Below are 18,284 nucleotides of genomic sequence, written 5' to 3' on the forward strand. Positions count from 1 at the left end.
GGACCTCTTATGGCTACCACTGCACTTCTCGCACCAGCCGGTCATGTCAGCCCGGGCCGCAGAGCCGGCCCTGCGGTGCGCGGCGCGCTCCGACGGGCGGTCCGTTCGATCGAGGACCGGACCCCCGCCCACCGCGACCGGGCCATCGACGGTCTGCGCGCCCTCGCCCTCCTCGCCGTGCCCACCGGACACTGGCTGCTCGGCGGCTTCACCCGGGACGCGGAGGGGGCGCTGCACAACGCCAGTCCGCTGACGGCCCTCGGGTTCCTGGCACCGCTGAGCTGGGTGCTGCAGATGCTGGGCGTCTTCTTCCTCGTCGGGGGCTGTGCCTCGGTGCGGTCGTACCGGCGGGCCACCGCGCGGGGCGAGTCGGCGGCCCGGTGGCTGGGCGGGCGGCTCGCCCGGCTCGGGCGGCCGGTTCTCGGGGTGACCGCGGTGTGGGCCGCGATGCTGCCGTTCCTGTACGGGCTGGGGGTGCCGGCCGCCACGCTGCGGACCGGGGCGACGCTGGTCATCCAGCCGCTGTGGTTCGTCGGTGTCTACGCGGGGGTGACGGCGCTGACCCCGTACTGCGTGCGGGCCGCGCGGCGGCTGGGTGCGTGGGCCGCGGTGCCGCCGGCGGTCTGCGTAGCGGTCGTCGACTTTCTGCGCTACGGGCCGTACGCCGACGCCATGCCCTCCTGGCTGAGCCTGCTGAACCTCCTGCCCGGCTGGATGTTCGCCTATCAACTCGGCGTCACCTGGGGCGAGAAGCGGCTCGGGAAGCGTGCGGCGTGGGTGCTCCTGGCGGGTGGCGCCGCCCTGTTCGCCCTGCTCCTGCTGGCCTTCCACTACCCCGCCAGCATGGTGGGCGTCCCCGGGCAGGACCGTACGAACTCCCACCCGCCGTCGCTGCTGGTCCTGGCCCTGGCCGCCGCGCAGTCGGGCGCCGCCGTCCTGCTCCACGACCGGATCGCACGGTTACTGCGCCGGCCCGCCCTGTGGGCACCCGTCGTCGTCATCAACCTCTCCGCGATGACGATCCTGTGCTGGCACCAGACGGCGATGCTGACGGCAGCCGTTCCGGCGTCCTTCCTGGGCACCGTTCCCGGCCTCACCGTCGTCCCCGACACCGTCGGCTGGATCCTGGAGCGGCTGGCATGGATGCCGCTCTTTGCCGTCGCCCTCGTCCTCATCGCGCGCGTCACCCGCCGCTTCGAGGCCCCGTGGACCGGCACCACGCTTGTCCGCCGGGCCGCGGCCGCGCTGCTCGCCGCCGGGTTCGCGGTCTTTGCGCTGGGGCTCGCATAGGTCCCCGGCAGGCGGGCGGCTCCGGCGCTACTCCCTCCCCGCGGAGGTGAACGTCATGTCCGCGTACCGCGCGCCCGCCACCTGTCCGGCGAGGGGCTCCAGCAGCGCCAGGTCCCGCTCGGTCAGCCGGAGCCGCGTCGCGGCCGCGTTCTCCTCGACCCGGGTGCGCCTGCGGGTGCCGGGGATCGGTACGACGGCGAGACCCCGGACCGCGGACTGCTGCTGGACCCAGGCCAGGGCTACCTGGCCGAGGGTCGCGCCATGGGCCTTCGCGATCTCACGGACCGGCTCGAGCAGGGCGGCGTTGGCGGCCGCGTTGTGGCCGGTGAACCGGGGCTGCTGACGGCGGAAGTCGTCGGCGGTCAGTTCCTTGTCGGCGTTGACGAAGGAGCCGGTCAGAAAGCCGCGGCCGAGCGGCGAGTACGGGACGAGGGCGATGCCGAGTTCGGCGGCGGCCGGCACCACACCGTCCTCGATGTCGCGGCTGAAGAGGGACCACTCGGACTGGAGGGCCGCGATCGGGTGGACGGCCTGGGCGGCGTGGAGTTCGGAGGCGGTCACCTCGCTCAGGCCCAGGTGTTTGACCTTGCCCTCGGCGACCAGCTCGGCCATGGCGCCCACCGTCTCCTCGATGGGGACGTTCACCTCGCGGCGGTGCATGTAGTAGAGGTCGATCTCGTCGACACCGAGGCGGCGCAGGCTGGCCTCCACGCACTGGCGGAGGTACGGCCGGTCGTTGCGGATGCTGCGCCTGGCGGGGTCGGACGGATCGAGGGAGATCGCGAACTTGGTGGCCAGCACGACCTCGTCGCGGTGCGCCCGGATGAAGGGCGCGATGAATTCCTCGTTCTCGCCCATGCCGTACATGTCGGCGGTGTCGTAGAGCGTGATGCCCAGCTCCAGGGCGCGCTCCAGGGTGGCGCGTGCTTCGCCGGCGTCCGTCGGGCCGTAGGCGAAGCTCATGCCCATGCAGCCGAGGCCCTGGACCCCGACCCGCGGGCCGCCGGTGCCCAGCTCGACGGTGTCGATCTTCTTGTCCGTGATGCCGTTCGTGATGCCGTTCGTGAAGCTGTCTGCGATGCCGTCTGTCATGAAAACCCCCATAAGTTCTCTATTTTCCCTAAGTCCCGAAAATTCTCAGAGCCCGGAAAACTCAGACATGTTCGGGCGCCCGCCGGGCCTCCGCATAGAGGTCGATCTTGTAGTCGAGGACGTCCAGCGTGCTGTGCAGCTCCGCTATCCGCTGCCGTACGTTCTCGCGGTGGGCGGTCAGCAGCTCTTCGCGTTCGGCGAAGGTGCTGTCGCCTTTCCGTACGAGCTCGGCGTAGCGGACCATGTCCGCGACCGGCATGCCGGTCAGCCGCAGCTTGGTCACCAGGTTCAGCCAGTTCAGGTCGCGGTTGGTGAAGCGGCGCTGGCCGGTGCGGGTGCGGTCCACGTGCGGCATCAGGCCGATGCGCTCGTACCAGCGCAGGGTGTGAGCGCTGAGGCCGGTGTGCTCGGCGACCTCACTGATCGTGTACCGGTCGCGGCCGGCCGGCCGCGGGTGCGGGGGCACCGGCGGGCAGCCGCTCGGCCTGGACCACGGCTCCTCGGGGCGGCGCGCATCCGGCTGGGCCCGGCCCCGGCCCGGAAGATCGGCCCCGACCGCCTCGTGCGCCACGCGTTCGCTCTGTATGACCGTCATGCCCCGTTTCCCCTTTTCCCCGGACCGGCGTCTTTCCCCGGACCGGCGTCTTTTCCCCGGACCGGCGTCCGCCTCCAGACCGGCGTCGCTGCATTTCCCCGGGCGGCGCCGCCGGACCGGCCCGCCCCTCGACAACCCCAACGCTAGAGACTTCGAGTGCACTCCAGGCAAGCGTGGATCACGGCCGGTCTTGACCAGAATTTGAGGCGGCGAGGGCACCCCTTAGGCTCGGGACATGCAGAGCCTGCGGATGATCGAGAACTGGCCGGTGCCCACCGCTGCGGCCGCCGTCGTACGAGCCGATGGCACGGTGGCCGGCTCCCACGGACCGCTGGAGCACCGGTTCCCGCTGGCGTCCGTGACCAAGCTGATCGCCGCGTACGCCGCGCTGCTGGCCGTCGAGGAGGGCGCCGTCGAGCTGGACGAGCCGGCCGGGCCCGAGGGGTCGACGGTCCGTCATCTGCTCGCCCACACCTCGGGGCTGGCGTTCGACGAGCAGCGGACGATGGCGGCGCCGGGAACGCGGCGGCTGTATTCCAACTTCGGGTTCGAGGTGCTGGGCGACCACCTCGCCAAGGCGACCGACATCCCCTTCCCGGAGTATGTCCGCGAGGCGGTGCTCGAGCCGCTCGGCATGGGCGCGACCGAGTCCGCCGGTTCGCCCGCCAAGGACTATGTGTCGACGGTCGCGGATCTGATCCGTTTCGCGGCCGAGTTGCAGGCGCCGCGGCTGCTGGCGCCGCAGACGCTGGCCGAGGCGACGTCGGTGGCGTTCCCCGGGCTGAACGGCGTGCTGCCCGGCTTCGGCCACCAGAAGCCCAACGACTGGGGGCTGGGGTTCGAGATCCGGGACGGGAAGTCGCCGCACTGGACGGGGGCCGCGTCCTCGCCCCGCACCTTCGGGCACTTCGGGCAGTCCGGGACGTTTCTCTGGGTGGACCCGGAGGCGGGGGCGGCCTGTATCGCGCTGTCCGACCGGGCGTTCGGCCCGTGGGCGATCGAGGCCTGGCCGCCGCTCACCGACGCGGTGCTGGCCGGACTCCGCTGATCCGGACTCCACCGATCCGGACCCCGCGCAGCCGGACCGCGGGCAACGGCCACCGCCCCGCCCACCGCCGGTCCGCCTACCAATAGGGCTCTTCCGGCTCCGCCAGCATCTCCCAGATCAGGCACTCCGCAGCGGCCAGGGCCGCCAACTCCAGGCCCGTCCCGCCGGTGATCCGCGCCGCGTCCCCGGGCTCCAGGCGCTCCTCGCCGACCCGTACGGAGCCCCGTACGACATGGACGTACGCCCGCGCGGCCTCGGGGACGGCGGTGCGTTCGCCGGCGGCGAGGCGGCGCAGATGGAGCAGGGCGCCGGCCCGGGGCAGCGCGTACGGGGTGCCGTCGGCGATGCCGCGGACCACCTCGTACGCCGGCTCGCCGCCGAAGGAGAGGGGGGCCAGCCACATCTGGACGAAGCGCAGCGGGGCGGAGCCGTCGTTGCGCTCGGTGTGCCGGACGCCACCGCCCGAGCTGAGCCGCTGGAGGTCGCCGGGCCGTACGGTGGTCTCGTGGCCGGCCGAGTCGCGGTGGGTCAGCTCGCCCTCGACGACCCAGGTCACGATCTCCGTATCGCGGTGCGGATGCTCGTCGAAGCCGGCGCCGGGTGCCAGGTGCTCCTCGTTGCAGGCGATCAGCGCGCCGAAGCGGAGGTTGCCGGGGTCGAAATGCGGCCCGAAGGAGAACGCATGGAAGGTCTCGATACCGGCGTCCGGGTCGCCGCCCCGATAGCGTTCAGCGCCTTTGCGCACATCGATCATGGCGCCACCGTAGCCCCGCCGCGCCACCCCCTCATCCCGATAGGGCAGGCTTGTCCCCGTGTCTGAACCCGCATCGCGCGACGCGCACCCGCACTCCGCGACCCTCCGCCGCCTGGAGAAGTCGTCCGGCAAACTGGCGGCCGCGGCCATCGCCCGCATGGATGCCACGCTGCCGTGGTACCGCGCGATGCCACCGGAGAACCGCTCCTGGATCGGCCTGGTGGCACAGGCCGGTATCGCCGCTTTCACCGAATGGTTCCGGCATCCGGAGACCCCGCAGGCGATCAGCACCGATGTCTTCGGCACGGCGCCGCGCGAGCTGACCCGGGCGATCACGCTGCGGCAGACCGTGGAGATGGTCCGCACCACGATCGAGGTCATGGAGGCGGCGATCGACGAGGTCGCGGCCCCGGGCGACGAGTCCGTACTGCGCGAGGCGCTGCTGGTGTACGCGCGGGAGATCGCGTTCGCCACCGCCCAGGTGTATGCCCAGGCCGCCGAGGCCCGGGGCGCGTGGGACGCCCGGCTGGAGTCGCTGGTCGTCAACGCGGTGCTGTCCGGCGAGGCCGACGAGGGAGCCGTGTCGCGGGCGGCGGCTCTCGGCTGGAACTCCCCCGAGCATGTGTGTGTGGTGCTCGGCACGGCGCCCGACGGGGACAGCGAGCTCACCGTCGAGGCGATCCGGCGAGCCGCGCGGGCGGCCAAGCTCCAGGTGCTGACCGGGGTGCTGGGCTCGCGCCTGGTGGTGATCGCCGGCGGTTCGGACAATCCGCTCAAGGCGGCGAAGGCACTGATCGGGCCGTATGCGGCGGGGCCCGTGGTGGCCGGGCCGGTGGTCTCGGACCTGCTGGCGGCGACGCGTTCCGCACAGGCCGCGGCGGCCGGACTGCGGGCCTGCGCGGCCTGGCCGGACGCCCCGCGGCCGGTGCTCGCGGACGATCTGCTGCCGGAGCGCGCGATGGCATCCGACCCGGTCGCGCGGGACCAGCTGGTGGAGGAGATCTACAGACCGCTGGAGGAGGCGGGGTCGGCGCTGCTGGAGACGCTGAGCGTTTATCTGGAACAGGCGAGCAGCCTGGAGGGCGCGGCGCGGATGTTGTTCGTCCACCCCAACACCGTGCGCTATCGGCTCCGACGTGTGACGGACGTCACCGGATGGTCACCCTCCGATGTCCGTTCGGCGTTCACCCTGCGTATCGCGCTGATTCTGGGGCGTCTGGCTGACGGTGAGACGCAGCCCTAGACTTTTGTCCGACACCAACAATTCCCCCGATGGTTCTTCGTCCCTGTCCCCACGGGCGGGCGGGACCTCCCACAAGAGAGAGTGTGAGGGTGCTCGTACTCGTCGCTCCCGGCCAAGGCGCTCAGACGCCCGGCTTTCTGACCCCCTGGCTCGACCTCCCCGGTGTCGAGGACCGGCTCCGTGAGTGGTCCGCCGCCATCGATCTGGACCTGGTCCACTACGGCACGAAGGCCGACGCGGAGGAGATCCGCGACACCGCGGTGGCACAGCCGCTGCTGGTGGCCTCGGCACTGATCTCCGCCCGGCAGCTTTTCGCCACCGGCGAGGACGTCTCCCGCCAGGTCGGCGCCACCGCCGGGCACAGCGTCGGCGAGCTGGCCGCCGCCGCGCTGGCCGGCACCCTGACCGACGGCGCCGCGATGGAGCTGGTGCGCCGCCGCGGGCAGGCGATGGCCGACGCCGCCGCCGTCACCGAAACCGGTATGGCGGCCCTCCTGGGCGGCGACGAGTCCGTCGTCCTGCCGCATCTCGAGCAGCTGGGTCTGACGGCGGCGAACGTGAACGGCGCCGGGCAGATCGTCGCCGCGGGCACCGCCGAGCAGATCGCCGCGCTGGCCGAGAACAAGCCGGAGGGCACCCGTCGGGTCGTCCCGCTGAAGGTGGCCGGTGCGTTCCATACTCACCACATGTCGCCCGCCGTTTCGGCCCTCGAGGCCGCGGTCGCCGAGCTGTCGGCCACCGACCCGCACACCGCTTATGTCTCCAACAAGGACGGCCAGGTGGTGAGTTCCGGCCAGGAGCTGGTGCAGCGGCTGGTGGGCCAGGTGGCCAATCCGGTGCGCTGGGACCGGTGCATGGAGACCTTCAAGGAGCTCGGCGTCACCGCGATCATCGAGGCGGCTCCCGGCGGCACCCTGGTCGGTCTGGCCAAGCGCGCGCTGCCCGGTGTGCAGACCCTTGCGCTCAAGACCCCGGAGGACCTCGACGCGGCCCGCACGCTGATCGCCGAGCACTCTTCTCCCGCAGCCGACCTCGCGGCCGAATAAGGAGACCCAAGAGCATGACCTCGAAGATCAAGCCGGCGCAGGGCGCCCCGTACGCGCGGATCATGGGTGTCGGCGGCTACCGTCCGACCCGTGTCGTGCCGAACGAGGAGATCCTCAAGCACATCGACTCGTCGGACGAATGGATCCGTTCGCGCTCGGGCATCGCCACCCGCCACTGGGCGGGCCCGGACGAGACCGTCGCGATGATGTCGGTGGAGGCCGCCGGCAAGGCGATCGCCGATGCGGGTCTGACGCCGGAGCAGATCGGTGCCGTCATCGTCTCGACCGTCTCGCACTTCAAGCAGACCCCGGCGATCGCGACCGAGATCGCGCACCGCATCGGTGCGGGCAAGCCGGCCGCCTTCGACATCTCGGCGGGCTGTGCGGGCTTCGGCTACGGACTGACCCTCGCCAGGGGCATGGTGACCGACGGCTCCGCGGAGTACGTCCTGGTCATCGGCGTCGAGCGGCTCTCGGACCTGACCGACCTGGAGGACCGCGCGACGGCGTTCCTCTTCGGTGACGGCGCGGGCGCGGTGATCGTCGGCCCCGCCAAGGAGCCCGCGATCGGCCCGACGGTCTGGGGCTCGGAGGGCGACAAGTCCGAGACCATCAAGCAGACCCTCGCCTGGGACGTGTACCGGACCACTCCGGTGCCCGGCGGCGACGGCCCCGAGGAGCGCACCGCTCCCGAGGCCGTCCGGTACCCCGCCATCACTCAGGAAGGCCAAGCGGTCTTCCGGTGGGCGGTGTTCGAGATGGCGAAGGTCGCCCAGCAGGCGCTGGACGCGGCCGGAGTCAGCCCGGACGACCTGGACGTCTTCATTCCGCACCAGGCCAATATGCGGATCATCGATTCGATGGTGAAGACCCTGAAGCTGCCGGAGAGCGTGACGGTCGCCCGCGATGTGGAGACCACCGGCAACACCTCGGCCGCCTCGATTCCGCTCGCAATGGAGCGGCTGCTGGCGACCGGACAGGCCAAGAGCGGGGACACCGCGCTGGTCATCGGCTTCGGGGCGGGTCTCGTCTACGCCGCGACGGTCGTTACCCTCCCCTAGGCAAGATCTGCGCAGCACCGCATGGATTCGTAAGTGTCGGCCGCTGCACAGAGCTTCACCGCTTCACCGTAAATAACGCAGTAACTGCAGTGAATACCGCAGTTCCCTAAATGACCGAAGGAGCGCCGCCATGGCCGCCACCCAGGAAGAGATCGTCAAGGGTCTCGCCGAGATCGTGAACGAGATCGCCGGGATCCCCGTCGAGGACGTCAAGCTGGACAAGTCCTTCACCGACGACCTGGATGTCGACTCGCTGTCCATGGTCGAGGTCGTCGTCGCCGCCGAAGAGCGCTTCGACGTGAAGATCCCCGACGAGGACGTCAAGAACCTCAAGACCGTCGGCGACGCGTCCGACTACATCCTCAAGCACCAGGGCTGATCCAGCTCCCGGAGCTGATCCGGCTCCGGCGCATGTCGCCACCTGGCGGTGGCGCCGTCGATTCAGACCCCTCTAACCGTGGAGAAAGAATTCCAGTGAACTCGACCCATCACACTGTGGTCGTCACCGGTATCGGCGCAACCACACCGCTGGGTGGCGACGCAGCCTCGACCTGGGAGGCAATGCTCGCCGGCCGCTCCGGCATCAGCCTCCTGGAGCAGGAGTGGGCCGCCGACCTTCCGGTGCGTATCGCCGGACAGATCGCCGTCGAGCCGACGGAGATCATCCCCCGTCCGCAGGCCCGCAAGCTGGACCGCTCGGCGCAGTTCGCCCTGGTCGCGGCGTACGAGGCCTGGAAGGACGCGGGCTTCACGGGCAAGGCGGGCGATGAGCAGGCCGTGGACCCGGACCGTCTCGGTGCGGTCATCGCCTCCGGTATCGGCGGCGTGACGACCCTGCTCGACCAGTACGACGTGCTCAAGGAGAAGGGCGTACGCCGCGTCTCCCCGCACACCGTGCCGATGCTGATGCCCAACTCCCCCTCGGCCAACGTCGGCATCGAGCTGAACGCCCGCGCCGGTGTGCACACGCCCGTCTCGGCGTGCGCTTCGGGCGCGGAGGCCATCGGCTACGCGATCGAGATGATCCGTACGGGCCGTGCGGACGTCGTGGTCGCGGGCGGCACGGAGGCGGCCATCCACCCGCTGCCGATCGTCGCGTTCGGCAACATGATGGCGATGTCCAAGAACAACGACGACCCGCAGGGCGCCTCCCGCCCCTACGACGTCGACCGCAACGGCTTTGTGCTCGGCGAGGGCGCGGGCGTGATCGTCCTGGAGTCCGAGGAGCACGCCAAGGCCCGCGGCGCCAAGATCTACGCGGAGGCCGTCGGCCAGGGCATCTCGGCCGACGCCCACCACATCACGCAGCCCGAGCCGTCCGGCACCGGCATCGCGCAGGCCGTGCAGAACCTCCTGGACAACACGGGCCTCAAGCCCTCCGAGATCATGCACGCCAACGCGCACGCCACGTCGACCCCGCAGGGCGACATCGGCGAGATCAGGGCGCTGCGCAAGGTGCTCGGCGACGACCTCGACCACATCGCGATCTCCGCGACGAAGTCGATGACCGGTCACCTCCTGGGCGGCGCGGGCGGCGTGGAGACCGTGGCCACGGTCCTCGCCCTGAAGAACCGCATCGCCCCGCCGACGATCAACATCGACAACCTCGACCCCGAGGCCAACGCCGACATCGTGCGCGGCGAGCCCCGCCCGCTGCCCGAGGGCACCATCGCGGCGCTGAACGACTCGTTCGGCTTCGGCGGCCACAACGTGGTGCTGGCCTTCCGTACGGTCTGACACCCGCCCGGCATGCGCCGAGGGCCCGCCCGGTGACTCCGGGCGGGCCCTCGGCGCATGTTCCGGCTCCTCAGACCACCTGGTGCAGCCAGCGCACCGGGGCGCCCTCGCCCGCGTACCGGAACGGCTCCAGCTCGTCGTCCCAGGGCTTGCCGAGGAGCTTGGCGACCTCGGCGGACAGGTCCGTCTCGCCACGCGCGGAGCGGGCGACCGCGGCGCGCAGCCGGTCCTCGGGGATGAGGATGTCGCCGTGGATGCCCGTGACGGCGTGGAAGATGCCCAGTTCGGGGGTGGAGCTGTAGCGCTCGCCCTCGGCGGTGGCGCAGGGCTCGGCGGTCACCTCGAAGCGCAGCAGATGCCAGCCGCGCAGCGCGGAGGCCAGCTTGGACGCCGTGCCCGCCTGGCCCTGCCAGGAGAATTCGGCTCTCCAGGTGCCCGGGGACGCCGGCTGGCGGATCCAGTCGAGGTTGACGCGCACACCGAGGACGCCCGCCACGGCCCATTCGACATGCGGGCACAGCGCGCGCGGAGCGGAGTGGACGTACAGAACTCCACGTGTCGTCACCGGGACCTCCAGTGCGGTTCGAGGTTCGCCTTCCCCAGCGGCCTCGTGCCCGTTCCGGTTGCGGCCGGGACAGCTGACATTCTGCCCCAGTGATCACTTCGGCACCAGCATGCGAGGTGACCTACAGTAAACACCATTAGCCGTAATTTGCCGCAAAAGGGACAGGAAATGACGTGATGTAATTTATCTGTGCCGACTGCACGTGCCACTTTGCGTCACCGCCCGGCAGGCACGGGGCAAAGCTACCGCGCGGTGCCGGGCGAGGGGGTGACGTACCGTCGGTACCCGAAGAGATATCACTCGCACGCCGGAGGGGACAGGGGATGACGCACATTGATCGGCCCTTTCGCCCCCGGCGTCACCGGTCCGCCGGTCCCGTCACCCGTGCCGCGGCCGCCGTCTGCGCCCTGGTGATCCCCCTTGCCGGCTGCGGTGGCGGCTCCGCCGGACCGCACCCCGGCCCGTCCACCAAACGCCCGGCCGCGAAGGCGGGACCCGTCTGGCGCACGGATCCCGGGTCCATCGCGGCACTCGGCGACTCCATCACCGTCGGATTCGACGCCTGTACGGTGCTCTCCGACTGCCCCGAGGTCTCCTGGGCCACCGGCACCGACCCCAAGGTCGACAGCCTGGCCCGGCGGCTGGTGCGGAACCCCGTCACGCACAGCTGGAACCACGCCAGGACCGGCGCCCTGATGAGCGAGCTGCCCGACCAGATCGCCGCGGCCGCGCGCCACCGGCCCGAGCTGGTCACGATCCTGATCGGCGCCAATGACGCCTGCCGCAGCGACGTTCGGGCGATGACCCCCACCCGCACCTTCCGCGCCGACTTCGAACGCGCGCTGAAGAAGCTGCGGCGCGTCCTGCCGCGCACTCAGGTGTATGTCGCCGCGGTGCCGGATCTGCTGCGGCTGTGGTCGGAGGGGCGCAAGAACCAGCTGGGCAAGCAGGTGTGGAAGCTGGGGATCTGCGGATCGATGCTGCGCGATCCGGACGATCTGACGCGGTCGGCGGAACGGCGGCGCGAGAAGGTGCGGGACCGGGTCATGGCCTACAACCGGGCGCTGGCGCGGGTGTGCCGCAAGGACGCGCTGTGCCGCTTCGACGGGTCGGTCTTCGACTACCGCTTCACGGACCGTCAGCTGAGTACCTGGGACTGGTTCCACCCGGGCATGCGCGGACAGCGGGAGCTGGCGGAGCTGGCGTTCCGGACCATCACCCGGGTGGAATCCCGTAGGTGACGAACCCTTGACGATCCCTTACCTCCGGGACGGAAACCCCTAAGGGTTCGGGGACGTGAGGTCATCCCGAATGGTGATGCGGGCGGGTGCGCGGGGCGGAACGATGGAGCCGAAAGATTCACTTGACCGCCTCAGGAGATATTCGCCATGGTCCGGCCGCCCGCGTCCCCCCGCGCCCTTCCCCTCGTTCTGTCCGGCGCCGTACTGGCCGTGGGCGGGTTGTCCCTGACGGCCTGTTCGCTGGCCTACGGTCCGACGGAGACGGCGCAGCGTACGTACGCGGTCGACGGCAAGGTCACGGCCGTGTCGGCGACCACCCACGGCGGGGACATCGAGATCGTGCCGACAGCGGCCGGCGGCAAGGTCAAGGTGACGGAGAAGTACGAGTACAACGACGAGAAGCCGGCTCCCTCGCACTCGGTCAAGAACGGGCGGCTCACCCTCGAGGCCGAGGACTGCTCGGGCTCCGGGCAGCGGTGCATGGTGGGCTACCGGGTGCTGGTGCCGCGTAACACCTCGGTCGATCTGCACACCAGCGGCGGGGACATCACGGTGCGCGGCACCTCCGGCGCGATCTCCGCGGAGACCAGCGGCGGGGATGTCACCGTCGCGGACTCCACCGCGCGCACGGCGCAGGTGAAGACCAGCGGCGGGGATGTCGACGTCACCCTGGCCGCGGCGCCTGACGAGGTGTCGGGGCGGACCAGCGGAGGCAATGTCACCATCCGTGTGCCGAAGGGTTCCTACGCCGTGGACGCCTCGACCAGCGGCGGCACCCGCAAGGTCTCGGTGCCCACGGACGGCGGCTCCGCGCACAAGATCTCGGCGAAGACGAGCGGTGGGGATGTGACGGTGGAGTCCGCGTCGTCCTGAGGGGCGGCGCGGCCGTCCGGCCGTCGGGCGGTCGCCTCCGCGGTCAGCGGATGGTGACCTCCGCGGTCAGGCGGCGGTCGGTGATGCTGTGCGCGGCCTCGACGGTGTAGTCGCCCCGGACGCGGTGCCAGCCGCCGGTCCGCTCCTCCCAGACCTCGAAGGCGCGGCCCGGCAGCGGAATCTCGACCTCCGTGCTCTCGCCGGGACCGGCCTCGGCGGAGGCGAATCCGGCCAGCCAGCGGGCCGGGCGCTCGACGGCCCCGGAGGCCGTGCCGCCGCTGTCCCTGGGGGCGAGGTAGATCTGGACGACCTCGCGTCCGGTGCGCCGCCCCGTGTTGCGGAGCCGGACCCGCACCGAGTCCGGGGTGGTGTCCAGCGACTCGTACTCCCAGTCGGTGTAGCCGAGCCCGTGACCGAAGGCGTAGGCGGGGGCGGGGCTCGAGGGGGAGCGGTCGCCGTGGCGCTGCCAGGCCCGGTAGCCGATGAAGACGCCCTCGGCGTAGGCGAGCCGACCGTCCGTCGGGGTGACGCCGCTGACCGGTGCGTCCTCGAGGCGGGCCGGCCAGGTGGTGGGGAGGCGGCCGCCTGGTTCGTGGGTGCCGAGGAGGACATCGGCGAGGGCGGCGCCCGCTTCCTGGCCCGGGAACCAGGTCAGCAGTACGGCCGGCACCTGCTCCCGCCAGGGCAGTTCCACCGGGGACCCGGCGTTGACGACCACGACGGTGTTCGGGTTGGCGGCGGCGACCCGGGTGACCAGCTCGTCCTGGCGGCCGGGGAGCCCGAGGTCCCTGCGGTCGAAGCCCTCGGACTCGACCTCGTCCGTCGTGGCGACGACGACGATCGCGACATCGGCCGCGGCCGCCGCGCGCACCGCCTCCTCGAGCGCGGCGTCCGGGTCGGGCTGCGGTTCGCTGTGCCCGAGGGTGAAGTTCAGGGCGGCCGTGGCCGCACCGGAGCCGGCGGGGAGGTGGCGCAGGGTGACGCCGACCCGCTCGCCCGCCGTCAGCGGTACCGGAATCCGGCGCTCCACGGGGTTCAGGAAGCTCTCGAAGGGATCGCTGCCGACGGGCGCGCAGTGTTCGTCGAAGACGACCGCGTCACCGACCGTCAGGTGGAAGGCACCGGTACCGGAGACGGCGAAGGTGTGGTCGCCGGTGACCTGCGGGGTGAAGGTGCCGGTCAGCTCGACGGTGTGGAGGCTGTGCGGGGTGACGCCTTCGGGGAAGCTGCCGACGGCATGCACCTTCCCGTCGAACTGCGGCGTGTCGGCCAGGAGTCGGCCGTCCGCGGCGAGATAGCGGGCGCGCAGCGTGAAGCCCTCGCGGGCCCGCGGGACCCGGGTGCGGGGGTCGGCGCCGAGGGCGAAGGTGACCTCGGCGTCCCGGGGCAGCGCGGCGCGCAGGCCCTCCAGCGGGGAGACGATCCGGTCGGGGAAGACGGTGGCGGAGCCGCCGCCGAGGACCCGGGCGTCGCGGGCGGCCGCGCCGATGACGGCGACCTTGCGGAGCGCGGCGGCGTCGAGCGGCAGGAACCCGGCCCGCGCCCCGCCGGCCGGCTCGTTGCGCAGCAGTACGCACGCCCGGCGGGCGATCTCACCGGCCAGCGCCGGGCCGTCGATCCCCCGCGGGACCTCGTCCGGGCCGACCGCGGCCGGTACCCCCTCCAGGCATCCCGTACGGGCGGCCAGCCGCAGGACGCGGCGCACCGCGTCGTCCACCTCCGCCTCGGTCACCTCGCCCGCGCGGACGGCCGCGGCGAGCGGAGCGCCGTAGACCGTACGGGGTCCCGGCATCGCCACGTCCAGGCCGCCGCGCAGCGCGCGCACCGTATGGCGGGCCGCCGTCCAGTCGGAGACGTTGACGCCGTCGAAACCCCATTCGCCGCGCAGGACTTCCCGTACGAGCGGGCGGTGCTCGGTCATCGTCGAGCCGTTGACCTGGTTGTAGGCCGTCATGATGCCCCAGGGCCGGGCGTGGCGGACGATGTGCTCGAAGGGCGCGAGGTAGAGCTCGCGCAGGGGGCGGTCGGCGATGCGGTTGTCGACCGTGAAGCGGTCGGTCTCGGCGTCGTTGCCGACGAAGTGTTTGACGGTGGTGCCGACACCGCCCTCCTGGACGCCCGTCACGTAGCCGGCGCCGATCACACCGGTGAGCAGCGGGTCCTCGGAGTAGCACTCGAAGTGGCGGCCGCCCAGGGGCGAGCGGTGCAGATTGACGGTCGGCGCCAGGAGGACATGGACGCCTTTGCGGCGGGCCTCCTGGGCGAGGAGCTGACCGGCCCGGCGGGCCAGTCCGGGATCCCAGGTGGCCGCCAGCGCGGTGGGGCTGGGCAGCGCGACGGAGGGGTCCTCGGCGCTCCAGTGGCGCCCCCGTACGCCGATCGGGCCGTCCGACATCACCAGCGCCTTCAGGCCGATCGCCGGTACGGCCGGCAGCGTCCACATGTCCTGGCCGGACAGCAGCCGTGCCTTGGTGTCGAGGTCGAGGGCGGCCAGCGCCCGTTCCACGGCCTGCTCCACCGCGGCGGTGCGGTCGTTCGGGTCGGTCATGCGGCGCTCCCTGAGTGGACGGACGGCTCCCGCGGCAATTCCGTGACGGACCCGGCCGCGGACTCCGGCGGACTCCCGGGCCGAATCCTTCCCTCCTTGCCGGGCGGACGGTAGGCGACGTGATCATTCCGTAATCCGGTCTCACCGTCCCGCAAGGGGCCCGTCCGCCGGAGTTACGCTCTGTCGGTGACGGCACAGGATCAGGGCGCGCGGCGGAGCGGCGGACGGCAGGCGCAGCGCGCGGAGCGGCGCGAGGCGATTCTGGAGGCCGCCATGGAGCTCATCGCCGAACGCGGCTACCGCCGCACCTCGCTCGCCGCGGTGGCCGAACGCGCCGGTCTCACCCAGCAGGGGCTGCTGCACCACTTCCCCACCAAGGAACTCCTGCTGGTCGCCGTCCTGGAAGCACGCGACCGCTGGGACCTGGCCTCCTCCGCCGCGTCGGCGGCCGGCAGCTGGCGCACCGGCACCCTCGCCCAGCTCGTCGACTACAACGCCACCCGCCCCGGCATCGTCCAGACCTACACGGTCCTGTCCGCCGACAGCGTCACCGAGGACCATCCGGCCCGCGCGTTCTTCGAGTCCCGCTTCCGCGCCGTACGGGAGGCGATGGCCGCCGTCCTGCGCGCCGAGTTCGGCGAGACGCTGCCCGGCGGCCTGACACCGGAGCGGGCGGCGCCGCTGCTGGTCGCCGTGATGGACGGGCTCCAGCTGCAGTGGCTGCTGGATCCTCAGGACGTGGACATGCCCGCGGCGTTCCGGGATTTCGTCGCGCTGCTCGGGCGGGGCGGGGACTGACCGCCGCGACGGGCATCATGGGCAAATGATCATTGCTGCCGCACAGTTCACGCCCGTGCCGGGCGATATCGATGCCAATGCCGCGCGGATGGCCGCGCTCATCAATGAAGCCGCCGGACGCGGCGCCGGGCTGGTGGTCTTCGCCGAACTGGCGCTGACGCAGTACGACCTGGCGGCGATAGCCGCGGATCCCGGGACGATGACGGTCACGCACGACGACGCCCGGCTGGCGCCCGTGCGGGAGGCCTGCCGGGCGTCCGGGGTCGCGGCGGTGGTGAACGCGGCGGGGCGGGGGGCCGGCGGGTCCGCACCCACCATCGCCTCGTTCGTCTACGGGCCCGACGGCGGGCTGCTGACCCGTTACGACAAGCGCCATCTGTACGAGGGCGAGAACGATGTCTTCGCGGCGGGGACGGCGGACGGCCGGTTCACGCTGGGCGGGGTGCGGTTCGCGCTCGCCACCTGCTTCGACAACAGCTTCCCCGAGGTCGCGGCGCGGGCGGCGGCGGACGGCTGCCGGGTGTATCTGGCCAGTTCGTTCCATGGCGCGGCGGACCGGGTGGCCCGCTATGCGCAGCTGGCCCGGGACAACGGACTGCATGTCCTGCTCGCCAATGGGATGGGCGTGGGGAGCGCCGGTGAGGCCTGCGGGCACAGCGGGGCCTGGCTGCCCGGCGGCGAGCAGGTGGCGGCGGCCGGGCCCGATGGCCCGCCGGAGCTGGTGCTGACCGATGTCCGGGACCGGATCACGCTGATGGCGGACCCGGAGATCGCCGCGATCCCGGTGCGGGAGTGCGGAGAGGACCTGGTGGACGTGCGGGGCGCCGCGCCCGCGCTCCTGGTGGCCGAGGGACGGCACGACGAGAGGGGCGACTACGCGCATCTGCGCACGGGCGTGCTGCGGCGGCTGCTGGCCGCGCAGGAGGCGCTGCCGGACGGGCTGCGGCTGGAGCTGCTCGAGGGCTACCGGCCGCCGGGCCTGCAGCGCCGCTATTTCGAGGAGTACGCGGACGAACTGCGGGCCGCGTACCCCGGCTGGGACGCCGCCCGGATCCATCGGGCGGCCAGCCGGTATGTGTCCCCGCCGGACATCGCACCGCACAGCGCGGGCGGGGCGGTGGATCTGACCCTCGTCACGACGGACGGGGGACATGTCGACATGGGGACGGAGGTCAACGCCTCGCCGGAGGATAGCGACGGCGCCTGCTACACCGGCGCCCCGGGCCTGACGCCCGCGGCCCGCGCCAACCGGCGGGTGCTGAGCGCCGCGCTGTCCGCCGCGGGACTCGTCAACTACCCGACGGAGTGGTGGCACTGGTCGTACGGCGACCGCTACTGGGCCCTGATGACGGGTGCGGAGCATGCCCTGTACGGGCCGAAGGACCTGTAGCGGCGGCGCCCGGCGGACGGGTCCCGGGCGCCGCCGGCTCAGGCCCCGGAGAGCGCGTCCAGTTCCGCCGCGGTCGGGTAGGACGGCTGCGCGCCCGGCTTGGTGACCGCGGCGGCGCCGACCCGTACGGCGAAGCGGGCCGCGTCGGGGAGCGCGTCGCCGCGGGCCAGACGGGTGGCCAGGGCGCCGGTGAACGCATCGCCGGCGCCCGTGGTGTCCACGGCCTTGACCCGTACGCCCGCGACCTCCGTCACCCCGGAGGCGTCCAGCACCAGCGCCCCCTCGCCACCGAGGGTCACCACCACCGAGCGGGCGCCCTTGTCGCGCAGCGCATGGGCCCACTCCCCCGGCTTGCCGTCGGCGAGCCCGGACAGCTGCCGCGCCTCGTGCTCGTTGACCACCAACGGGTCGGCGACGGCGAGGAGTTCGGGTGCCAGGGGCGCCTCGGGGGCCGGGGAGGGGTTGAGAACGACGCGGGTGCCGGCGTCCTCGGCGGCCGCGGCGGCGGCGCGTACCGACTCCATCGGGATCTCCAGCTGGAGGGAGACCACCGAGGAGGCGGCGATGACGTCCGCCGCGGCGGCCACATCGGCCGGGGTGAGGGCGGCGTTGGCGCCGGGCGAGACGACGATGCTGTTGTCGCCGTCCGGGCTGACGATGATCATCGCGGTGCCGGTGCGCGCCGCCTCGTCCACGATGACCGGCGCGACATCGGTGCCCGCGTCGCGCTGCGCGCTCAGCAGCAGTTCGCCGAACGCATCGCCGCCGACCCGCGCCAGCAGGGCGGTCCGCCCGCCGAGCCGGGCCGCGGCGGCCGCCTGGTTGGCCCCCTTGCCGCCGGCCGACTCCATCAGGTCCGTGCCCAGTACGGTTTCGCCCGCGCCGGGCCGCCGCTCGACCCGTACCGTCAGATCCGCGTTGGCCGAGCCGACCACCAGGACGTCGTACATATGCCGTTCCTTCATTTCCTGCCCTTCGATGTGGGGGTCGGCTCCCTGTGGCC

At 72.2% G+C, this 18,284-nt stretch carries 17 protein-coding genes; 11 read left to right on the forward strand and 6 right to left on the reverse strand.

Annotation, left to right across the window (positions count from 1 at the left end; translation table 11 throughout):
• Nucleotides 1-9: 9 nt before the first annotated feature.
• The gene (locus ADL29_RS36775) at nucleotides 10-1,290 is read left to right on the forward strand and encodes an acyltransferase family protein (protein ID WP_245689791.1); all 1,281 of its coding nucleotides are present in this window, start codon (nucleotides 10-12) and stop codon (nucleotides 1,288-1,290) included.
• Nucleotides 1,291-1,317: 27 nt separating this feature from the next.
• Here ADL29_RS36775 and ADL29_RS36780 read toward each other — a convergent pair whose 3' ends face one another.
• On the reverse strand, nucleotides 1,318-2,334 hold the full coding sequence (locus tag ADL29_RS36780; protein WP_053928059.1) for an aldo/keto reductase: 1,017 nt from the start codon (nucleotides 2,332-2,334) through the stop codon (nucleotides 1,318-1,320).
• 109 nt (nucleotides 2,335-2,443) lie between these two features.
• On the reverse strand, nucleotides 2,444-2,977 hold the full coding sequence (locus tag ADL29_RS36785; RefSeq protein WP_053927846.1) for a MerR family transcriptional regulator: 534 nt from the start codon (nucleotides 2,975-2,977) through the stop codon (nucleotides 2,444-2,446).
• 235 nt (nucleotides 2,978-3,212) lie between these two features.
• Here ADL29_RS36785 and ADL29_RS36790 point away from each other — a divergent pair, with 235 nt between their 5' ends.
• Complete coding sequence (locus ADL29_RS36790) at nucleotides 3,213-4,025, forward strand: serine hydrolase domain-containing protein (RefSeq protein ID WP_053927847.1); 813 nt, start codon at nucleotides 3,213-3,215, stop codon at nucleotides 4,023-4,025.
• Between the two features lie 76 nt (nucleotides 4,026-4,101).
• On the opposite strand, the gene ADL29_RS36795 is transcribed toward ADL29_RS36790, so the two are convergent.
• Entirely contained in the window at nucleotides 4,102-4,779 is a 678-nt protein-coding gene (locus ADL29_RS36795; RefSeq protein WP_211274462.1) for a pirin family protein, read from the reverse strand.
• Between the two features lie 58 nt (nucleotides 4,780-4,837).
• On the opposite strand from ADL29_RS36795, the gene ADL29_RS36800 reads away from it, so the two are divergent.
• The 5 genes from ADL29_RS36800 (at nucleotide 4,838) to fabF (ending at nucleotide 9,866) form a co-directional block, all read left to right on the forward strand.
• Entirely contained in the window at nucleotides 4,838-6,022 is a 1,185-nt protein-coding gene (locus tag ADL29_RS36800; protein ID WP_046928195.1) for a PucR family transcriptional regulator, read from the forward strand.
• Between the two features lie 89 nt (nucleotides 6,023-6,111).
• Entirely contained in the window at nucleotides 6,112-7,068 is a 957-nt protein-coding gene (locus tag ADL29_RS36805; protein WP_211274463.1) for an ACP S-malonyltransferase, read from the forward strand.
• A gap of 14 nt (nucleotides 7,069-7,082) precedes the next feature.
• Nucleotides 7,083-8,129 carry a ketoacyl-ACP synthase III gene (locus tag ADL29_RS36810; protein ID WP_053927850.1) on the forward strand — a complete coding sequence of 349 codons (1,047 nt, stop codon included), beginning with the start codon at nucleotides 7,083-7,085 and terminating at the stop codon, nucleotides 8,127-8,129.
• A 130-nt stretch (nucleotides 8,130-8,259) separates the two neighbouring features.
• The gene (locus tag ADL29_RS36815; protein ID WP_046928192.1) at nucleotides 8,260-8,508 is read left to right on the forward strand and encodes an acyl carrier protein; all 249 of its coding nucleotides are present in this window, start codon (nucleotides 8,260-8,262) and stop codon (nucleotides 8,506-8,508) included.
• Between the two features lie 95 nt (nucleotides 8,509-8,603).
• Entirely contained in the window at nucleotides 8,604-9,866 is a 1,263-nt protein-coding gene (gene fabF, locus ADL29_RS36820) for a beta-ketoacyl-ACP synthase II (protein ID WP_046928191.1), read from the forward strand.
• Nucleotides 9,867-9,936: 70 nt separating this feature from the next.
• Here fabF and ADL29_RS36825 read toward each other — a convergent pair whose 3' ends face one another.
• Nucleotides 9,937-10,431 (reverse strand): DUF3145 domain-containing protein, encoded by a 495-nt coding sequence (locus tag ADL29_RS36825; RefSeq protein ID WP_053927851.1) that lies wholly within the window; start codon nucleotides 10,429-10,431, stop codon nucleotides 9,937-9,939.
• 323 nt (nucleotides 10,432-10,754) lie between these two features.
• On the opposite strand from ADL29_RS36825, the gene ADL29_RS36830 reads away from it, so the two are divergent.
• Together ADL29_RS36830 and ADL29_RS36835 are read left to right on the forward strand one after the other, a co-directional pair.
• Nucleotides 10,755-11,672, forward strand: a complete 918-nt coding sequence (locus ADL29_RS36830; protein WP_053927852.1) for an SGNH/GDSL hydrolase family protein — start codon at nucleotides 10,755-10,757, stop codon at nucleotides 11,670-11,672.
• Between the two features lie 147 nt (nucleotides 11,673-11,819).
• Complete coding sequence (locus ADL29_RS36835) at nucleotides 11,820-12,545, forward strand: DUF4097 family beta strand repeat-containing protein (RefSeq protein ID WP_053927853.1); 726 nt, start codon at nucleotides 11,820-11,822, stop codon at nucleotides 12,543-12,545.
• Nucleotides 12,546-12,588: 43 nt separating this feature from the next.
• Here the strand turns inward: ADL29_RS36835 and ADL29_RS36840 are convergent, their stop codons facing one another.
• The gene (locus ADL29_RS36840) at nucleotides 12,589-15,093 is read right to left on the reverse strand and encodes a beta-glucosidase H (protein ID WP_053927854.1); all 2,505 of its coding nucleotides are present in this window, start codon (nucleotides 15,091-15,093) and stop codon (nucleotides 12,589-12,591) included.
• Between the two features lie 186 nt (nucleotides 15,094-15,279).
• Here ADL29_RS36840 and ADL29_RS36845 point away from each other — a divergent pair, with 186 nt between their 5' ends.
• On the forward strand, nucleotides 15,280-15,891 hold the full coding sequence (locus ADL29_RS36845) for a TetR/AcrR family transcriptional regulator (RefSeq protein WP_279634884.1): 612 nt from the start codon (nucleotides 15,280-15,282) through the stop codon (nucleotides 15,889-15,891).
• Between the two features lie 25 nt (nucleotides 15,892-15,916).
• Complete coding sequence (locus ADL29_RS36850) at nucleotides 15,917-17,281, forward strand: nitrilase-related carbon-nitrogen hydrolase (RefSeq protein WP_053927855.1); 1,365 nt, start codon at nucleotides 15,917-15,919, stop codon at nucleotides 17,279-17,281.
• A gap of 38 nt (nucleotides 17,282-17,319) precedes the next feature.
• On the opposite strand, the gene ADL29_RS36855 is transcribed toward ADL29_RS36850, so the two are convergent.
• The gene (locus tag ADL29_RS36855) at nucleotides 17,320-18,246 is read right to left on the reverse strand and encodes a ribokinase (RefSeq protein ID WP_053927856.1); all 927 of its coding nucleotides are present in this window, start codon (nucleotides 18,244-18,246) and stop codon (nucleotides 17,320-17,322) included.
• Between the last annotated feature and the right edge of the window lie 38 nt (nucleotides 18,247-18,284).

It is taken from the genome of Streptomyces chattanoogensis, from assembly GCF_001294335.1.
Classification (GTDB): domain Bacteria; phylum Actinomycetota; class Actinomycetes; order Streptomycetales; family Streptomycetaceae; genus Streptomyces; species Streptomyces chattanoogensis.

What these genes read in the sequence shown, in the direction of transcription:
- ADL29_RS36795 (WP_211274462.1), bottom strand. Translation starts at nt 4,779, where the DNA reads ATGATCGATGTGCGCAAAGGCGCTGAACGCTATCGGGGCGGCGACCCG.
- ADL29_RS36785 (WP_053927846.1), bottom strand. Translation starts at nt 2,977, where the DNA reads ATGACGGTCATACAGAGCGAACGCGTGGCGCACGAGGCGGTCGGGGCC.
- ADL29_RS36815 (WP_046928192.1), top strand. Translation starts at nt 8,260, where the DNA reads ATGGCCGCCACCCAGGAAGAGATCGTCAAGGGTCTCGCCGAGATCGTG.
- ADL29_RS36840 (WP_053927854.1), bottom strand. Translation starts at nt 15,093, where the DNA reads ATGACCGACCCGAACGACCGCACCGCCGCGGTGGAGCAGGCCGTGGAA.
- ADL29_RS36835 (WP_053927853.1), top strand. Translation starts at nt 11,820, where the DNA reads ATGGTCCGGCCGCCCGCGTCCCCCCGCGCCCTTCCCCTCGTTCTGTCC.
- ADL29_RS36810 (WP_053927850.1), top strand. Translation starts at nt 7,083, where the DNA reads ATGACCTCGAAGATCAAGCCGGCGCAGGGCGCCCCGTACGCGCGGATC.
- ADL29_RS36830 (WP_053927852.1), top strand. Translation starts at nt 10,755, where the DNA reads ATGACGCACATTGATCGGCCCTTTCGCCCCCGGCGTCACCGGTCCGCC.
- ADL29_RS36855 (WP_053927856.1), bottom strand. Translation starts at nt 18,246, where the DNA reads ATGAAGGAACGGCATATGTACGACGTCCTGGTGGTCGGCTCGGCCAAC.
- ADL29_RS36790 (WP_053927847.1), top strand. Translation starts at nt 3,213, where the DNA reads ATGCAGAGCCTGCGGATGATCGAGAACTGGCCGGTGCCCACCGCTGCG.
- ADL29_RS36775 (WP_245689791.1), top strand. Translation starts at nt 10, where the DNA reads ATGGCTACCACTGCACTTCTCGCACCAGCCGGTCATGTCAGCCCGGGC.
- ADL29_RS36850 (WP_053927855.1), top strand. Translation starts at nt 15,917, where the DNA reads ATGATCATTGCTGCCGCACAGTTCACGCCCGTGCCGGGCGATATCGAT.